The following is a 6,747-nucleotide window of genomic DNA, read 5'->3' as shown; positions in this document are numbered from 1 at the left end:
TGTGTTGATTGTTATCGGTTTTCTTGTGGTGATCGTGTCGGTCGTCGGCAGCTTCGTAGGGCTGGGCGGACACTTGGGCGCGCTTTACCAGCCCTTCGAGCTGACGCTGATCTTCGGCGCGGCGTTCGGAGCGTTTCTGGCGGGCAACAGCAAGAAATCGCTGATGCTGGTCAAGAAGGCGCTTCCCGACGCGCTCAAGAGCTCGCGTTACGGCAAGGACGTCTACATGGAGCTGATGGCGCTCCTGTACGTGCTGCTGAACAAGGCGCGCCGCGAAGGCCTGATGGCCATCGAATCGCATATCGAGGATCCGGGCTCCAGCCCGATCTTCAGCGAATATCCCCGTATCGCCAAAGACGAGAAGCTCATGGAGTTCATTACGGACTACCTGCGCATCATGATCAGCGGCAACATGAGCTCGTTCGAAATCGAAACGCTCATGGACGAGGAAATCGAGACCTATCGCCATGAAAGGCACGTTCCGGCGCATGCGCTGCAGCAAATGGCCGACGGCCTGCCTGCTTTCGGTATCGTGGCCGCGGTGCTCGGCGTGATCAAGGCGCTGGCCGCCGTGGACCAGCCGCCCGCCATCCTGGGTGACCTGATCTCCAAGGCGATGGTCGGCACGTTCCTGGGTATTTTGCTGGCCTACGGCTTTGTGGGTCCGCTGGCCTCCCGCGTGGAGCGCCGCACCGACGAAGCCATGAAGGTGCTCGAGTGCATCAAGACGACGCTGCTGGCCAGCATGAACGGTTATCCGCCGCAGCTTGCGGTGGAATTCGGCCGCAAGGTGCTGTTCTCTGCGGTCCGGCCCACCTTCGGTGAGCTGGAAGAGCACGTCCGGCAGACCAAGTCGACCGGCAAGGCCTGACGGAGCGGGCCATGAGCACGGTAAATAATCACCGTGTGGTGATCCGCCGCAAGAAGGGCAAGGGCGGTGGACACCACGGGGGCAGCTGGAAAATCGCGTACGCCGACTTCATTACGGCAATGATGGCGTTCTTCCTGGTGATGTGGCTGGTCAGCATCGTGCCGAAGGAAGAGCTGAAGGGGATTGCGGAATACTTCCGCATGCCGCTGCGCGTCGCCATCACGGGCGGGCCCAGCAGTTCGGCCGAAACCAGCGCGGTGCCGGGCGGCGGGCAGGATCCGCTGCGCAGCGACGGCGACGTCCGCCGCGGTCAGGGCAACCGGGTCGAGTCCCAGCCCATGGGCGACGCCGAGCGCCGCGAGCAGCATCGCCTCGAAAACCTCAAGCGGCGCCTCGAGAACGTCATCGAAACGAGCCCCGTCCTGAAATCCTTCCGGCCGCAGCTCCTTATCGACCTGACGACCGAAGGGCTGCGCATCCAGATCATCGACAACCAGAACCGCCCGATGTTCGCGACCGGCCGCGCCGAAGTGCAGCCGTACATGCGCGACATCCTGCGCGAGCTGGGACCGGTCCTGAACGAACTCCCCAACAGGGTCAGCATCTCCGGCCATACCGACGCGTCGCAGTATGCGCGCGGCGAACGCGCTTACAGCAACTGGGAGCTGTCGGCCGACCGTGCGAACGCCTCGCGCCAGGAATTGGTGGCCGGCGGCATGAACGAAAGCAAGGTCATGCGCATCCAGGGCCTGTCTTCCAGCATGAGTCTGGTTAAAGATGATCCGTATGCAGCCGTTAATAGACGCATCAGCCTGGTGGTGCTCAATCAAAGCACCCAGAAGCGCATCGAGAGCGAGAATGCCGCAGCCGCGGATTTGAGCGCCAAAGATGCGCGCGAGGTGGGGACGGCCGTGCAGGCGGTGCAAGCCGCCAGCCAGTCCGCAACGGCAACCAAGCAGGGCGAGGCGGAGAACACCCCGTCCGCTGAAGGGGTTCGACAACAATGACGGCAACGATACTCGTGGCGGATGATTCCACGACCATGCGGATGATCGTGCAGGCGACGCTGACCGGCGCAGGCTGGAAGGTGTTGACGGCTTGCAACGGCCAGGAAGCGCTGGAAGTGGCGATGGCCAATCCGGTGGATCTGGTTGTCAGCGACTGGAACATGCCGGTGAAAGGCGGTCTGGAGTTGATCCAGGGGTTGCGCGAAGAGGACCGGTACCTGGATGTGCCGGTGCTGGTGCTGACCACCGAGGACGACGTGGACAGCAAGATGGCAGCCCGGGATCTGGGCGTTTGCGGCTGGCTCTCGAAGCCGGTGGATCCCGATGTGCTGGTTGAATTGGCGACCGAACTGCTCGACGAGCAGGCCGGCGCGTAGCAGGTTCATTTAGAAAGGCGTACGGGTCATGAGTTCTGGTTTGGACCTCAGTCAGTTTTACGAGACCTTTTTCGACGAGGCGGACGAGCTGCTCGCGCAAATGGAGCAGCTGTTGCTCGAGCTCGATGTGGGCGCGCCCGACATCGAGCAGCTCAACGCCATTTTCCGCGCGGCCCATTCGATCAAGGGTGGTGCGGCGACGTTCGGCTGTTTCACTCAACTGGCGGGCACGACCCATCTGCTTGAGAACCTTCTGGACGCGATCCGGCGTGGCGAAATGGCGCTGCGCACGGACATGATTGATATTTTCTTGGAAACGAAAGACGTGCTCAAAAGCCAACTGGATGCCTATCGGGCCTCCGAAGAGCCCGATGATGCCGTGTTTGAGCGTATTTGCGCCGTATTGAGGCAGCTTGCGCTGGAGCATAAGGATCCCGCCGCGGCCGCAGCCGCTGCGCCCGCGCCCGCCGCCGCGCCGGTTGCCGCCCCGGCGCCCGCACCCGTGCAGCAGGCGCCCGCACCTGTCGCGCCGGCCGAACCCGCCGCGCCGGCCGTGGATGCCGGCGAGCAGGGCGGCCTGCCGCTGCGCGTGCGCATCACCAAGGTGTCCGACAAGGACGCCGAGTCCCTGCTTGAAGAGATGGGCAACCTGGGCACCGTCAAGGCGAGCGAACGCGCCAACGGCGTGCTGACCGTCTGGGTGGACAGCACCTGCACGCCGGAAGACATCGAGGCGGTGTGCTGCTTCATCGTCGACGGCGACCAACTGAACATCGCCCGCGAGGCAGCGCCGGCAAGCGGCGACGCCGCGCCCGTGGCGGCCGAAGCGGCGCCTGCCGCCGCTGTGGCGCAAGCCGCACCGGCTGCGGCCCCGGCCGCGCCCGAAGCGCCCGCCGCCGAGCCCGCCGCGGCAGCTGAAGCTGGCGCGCCGGCCGCCCGTGCCGCGCGTCCGGCCGCTGCCACCGCCGCCCACGCAGACAAGGAATCGACCTCGATCCGCGTCGGCGTCGAAAAGGTCGACCAGGTCATCAACCTGGTGGGCGAACTGGTCATCACGCAAGCCATGCTGGCGCAGACCGCCTCCACGCTGGATCCGGTGCTGCACGACCGCCTGCTGAACGGCATGGAGCAGCTCGAGCGCAATGCGCGCGATCTGCAGGAAGCCGTCATGTCGATCCGCATGATGCCGATGGATTACGTGTTCAGCCGCTTCCCGCGTCTGGTGCGCGATATTGCCGGCAAGATGGGCAAGCAGATCGAACTGCAAACCTATGGCCGCGCGACCGAGCTGGACAAGAGCCTGATCGAACGCATCATCGACCCGCTGACCCACCTGGTGCGAAACAGCCTGGACCACGGCATCGAAACGCCCGAAAAGCGTGTCGCCGCCGGCAAGGATCCGGTTGGCCAACTGGTGCTGTCCGCCCAGCACAACGGCGGCAACATCGTCATCGAAGTCAGTGACGACGGTGGCGGCCTGAGCCGCGAAAAGATTCTGAAGAAGGCCATGGCGCAAGGCCTGGCCGTCAACGAGAACTCGCCCGACGACGAGATCTGGCAGCTGATCTTCGCACCCGGTTTCTCGACCGCCGAAAAGGTCACGGACATTTCCGGCCGCGGCGTGGGCATGGACGTGGTGCGCCGGAACATCCAGGACATGGGCGGCCACGTGCAGCTGTCGTGCGAGCCGGGCCACGGCACCACGACGCGAATCGTGCTGCCGCTGACCCTGGCCATTCTGGACGGCATGTCGGTGCGCGTCGGTGAAGAAACCTTCATCCTGCCGCTGAACCACGTCACCGAATCGCTGCAGCCCACCAACGACCAGATCTACTCGGTTGCCGGCAACGAGCGCGTCATGCACGTGCGCGGCGAATACCTGCCGCTGGTCGAAATGCACCGCGTGTTCTCGGTGGGCGAGGCCCAGACCGATCCCACGCAGGCGATCGCCGTCATCATGCAGGCCGAAGACCGGCGCTTTGCGCTGCTGGTCGATCACCTGATCGGACAGCATCAGGTCGTGGTGAAGAATCTGGAATCGAATTACCGCAAGGTCCCGGGCATTTCCGCCGCCACCATTCTTGGCGATGGCAGCGTGGCCCTGATTGTCGACGTATTTGCGCTCGCGCGCGCCAACCGGGAGCGCTGGTCGCAGCCCGAAGCCGTTCTGAATTGATGGAGCACTAAAAAATCATGGCAGCCAAACCGCAAGCGCAAGCCGCGCGCAATGAAGATGTCGGCAGCGAATTCCTGGTCTTCACGCTGGGCGACGAGGAATACGGGATCGACATCCTGAAGGTGCAGGAAATCCGCGGCTACGACGCCGACACGGTGACCCGCATCGCGAACGTCCCGCCGTTCATCAAGGGCGTGACGAACCTGCGCGGCATCATCGTGCCGATCGTCGACCTGCGCATCAAGTTCAACCTGGGCCGCGTCGACTACAACGAGCAGACCGTCGTCATCATCCTCAACCTCGACCGCCGCGTTGTCGGCATCGTGGTGGACGGCGTGTCGGACGTGCTGATGCTCAACTCGGGCCAGGTTCGTCCGGCTCCCGAGTTCGGCGCCACGCTGTCGACCGAGTACCTGACGGGCCTGGGTACCGTGGACGAGCGCATGCTGATCCTGGTGGACATTGAAAAACTGATGACCAGCGACGAAATGGCGCTGGTGGAGAAGGTCGCCTCCTGATCGGAGTCTGGCCGGAATGCGGGGTAAAGGCGCCATATTGATCGCGATGTGGCGCTTTCCTTTAACGATTGCAGTCAATGGATGGTTCTTGTGATGCGCAAGTTTTTCGCGAACATGACGATACGCAGCAGCCTGTTGTGGGTGTTGGCGTTCTTCTCATTCATGTTGGTGATTGGTGCCGCGCTGGGCGTGTTGTCGTTGCGCATCAGCAATGGGACGCTGGCCGAGATCAAGCAATCGCAGGAATTGAACGACGCCGTCAGTCGCGTCGTGCTGAGCCACAAGGACACGCTGAACAACCTGGCCCGTGCCGCGACCTTGAACTACGCGGACATCGTGCGCAGCGTCGGCCAGCCGACCCTGCTGGCGCAAGGTCTGTCCAGCGAGGCCGCCGGCCTGCTGGAACGCGCCAAGGCCTCGCTCAACAAGGGTCAGGCCGAATTCGATTTCTACAAGACCTTGCCGCGACCGGCTGAGGCTGCCGAGTCGCTCAAGGAGATCGACGACTCCTATGCGGCGCTGGTGCAGCAGGGCGTCGCACCCCTGGTCGCCGCGCTGGAAAAGGCCGACATGCCGGCCTATCAGACGCAGATCCAGAAGGTGCAGGACGCGCTGGAAGGCCGCTTTGCGCGCGCCGTCGAAGGCTTTGATTTCTGGCGCGCCAGCAAGATGACGGATGCGTTCGAAGTGGCGCAGGTGCGCTACCAGTTCGTGCTGATGGCCGTCAGCGCCGGCGGGATCATCGCCGCGCTGCTGGTGTTTGCGACCTACGTCTTCCTGCGCCGCCGCGTGCTGCAGCCGCTGAAGGACGCCGGCCACCATTTCGACCGCATCGCCGGCGGCGACCTGACGGCGCGCGTCGAAGCCAGCAACACCAACGAAATCGGCCAGCTTTTCGCGGCGCTCAAGCGCATGCAGGAAAGCCTGACCCGCACGGTGGCCTCGGTGCGCCGCGGCGTGGACGAAATCAATGTCGGTTCGCACGAAATCGCGGCCGGCAACACGGACCTGTCCAGCCGCACGGAGCAGCAGGCCGCTTCGCTGGAAGAGACTGCCGCCTCGATGGAAGAGCTGGCGTCCACCGTGAAGCAGAACGCGGACAACGCGCGCCAGGCCAATCAACTGGCCGCCAGCGCGTCGGACGTGGCCGAACGAGGTGGCGCGGCGGTGTCGGAAGTGGTGCACACCATGGAAGGCATTTCGGCCAGCTCGCGCAAGATCTCGGAAATCGTGTCCGTCATCGACGGCATTGCGTTCCAGACCAACATCCTGGCGCTGAACGCCGCAGTGGAAGCCGCGCGTGCCGGCGAGCAGGGCAAGGGCTTTGCGGTGGTGGCGGGCGAAGTGCGCTCGCTGGCGCAGCGCAGCGCCCAGGCCGCCAAGGAAATCAAGGGCCTGATCGAGGACTCCGTGACCAAGGTGGGCGCGGGTTCGCAGCAGGTCGAACGCGCCGGCTCCACGATGCAGGAAATCGTGGCCTCGGTGAAGCGCGTGACGGACATCATGGGCGAGATTTCGGCAGCGTCCGAAGAGCAGTCCAGCGGCATCGACCAGGTGAACCGCGCCGTGTCGCAGATGGACGAAGTGACGCAGCAGAACGCGGCGTTGGTGGAACAAGCCGCGGCCGCCGCCGGCTCGCTGCAGGAACAGGCGCAGCGCCTGGCCGAAGCGGTGGCCGTGTTCAAGATCAATACGGGCGAGGTCATCGAAGTGCCGGCGCATCGGCTGTCATCGGTGCACGCCACCTATGACGACGCCCGCCTGCACGCGCCCGATGCGCCTGCTCTGGGACGCTGAG

General features: G+C 64.3%; 6 protein-coding genes. All 6 read left to right on the top strand.

What is annotated here, in order from left to right:
• Position 1 precedes the first annotated feature (1 nt).
• A complete protein-coding gene (gene motA / locus RT697_RS19420) occupies positions 2–871 on the top strand; it encodes a flagellar motor stator protein MotA (RefSeq protein WP_175138973.1) in 870 nt (289 codons plus the stop codon).
• Between the two features lie 11 nt (positions 872–882).
• Positions 883–1,878, top strand: a complete 996-nt coding sequence (motB, locus tag RT697_RS19415) for a flagellar motor protein MotB (RefSeq protein ID WP_313701117.1) — start codon at positions 883–885, stop codon at positions 1,876–1,878.
• Positions 1,875–2,255, top strand: coding sequence for a response regulator (locus RT697_RS19410; RefSeq protein WP_313701116.1), 381 nt, complete (start codon positions 1,875–1,877; stop codon positions 2,253–2,255). The genes motB and RT697_RS19410 overlap by 4 nt, the downstream gene beginning before the upstream one ends.
• Before the next feature lie 28 nt (positions 2,256–2,283).
• Positions 2,284–4,431: a chemotaxis protein CheA gene (gene cheA / locus RT697_RS19405; protein WP_313701114.1), complete on the top strand. Its 2,148-nt coding sequence runs from the start codon at positions 2,284–2,286 to the stop codon at positions 4,429–4,431.
• Positions 4,432–4,448: 17 nt separating this feature from the next.
• Entirely contained in the window at positions 4,449–4,949 is a 501-nt protein-coding gene (gene cheW, locus RT697_RS19400) for a chemotaxis protein CheW (RefSeq protein WP_129247084.1), read from the top strand.
• 93 nt (positions 4,950–5,042) lie between these two features.
• Positions 5,043–6,746 carry a methyl-accepting chemotaxis protein gene (locus RT697_RS19395; protein ID WP_313701111.1) on the top strand — a complete coding sequence of 568 codons (1,704 nt, stop codon included), beginning with the start codon at positions 5,043–5,045 and terminating at the stop codon, positions 6,744–6,746.
• Position 6,747: the final 1 nt, after the last annotated feature.

It is taken from the genome of Achromobacter sp. (assembly GCF_032113835.1).
In the GTDB taxonomy this organism is placed as follows: domain Bacteria; phylum Pseudomonadota; class Gammaproteobacteria; order Burkholderiales; family Burkholderiaceae_B; genus Achromobacter.
This window is presented reverse-complemented; position numbering and strand designations above follow the sequence as displayed.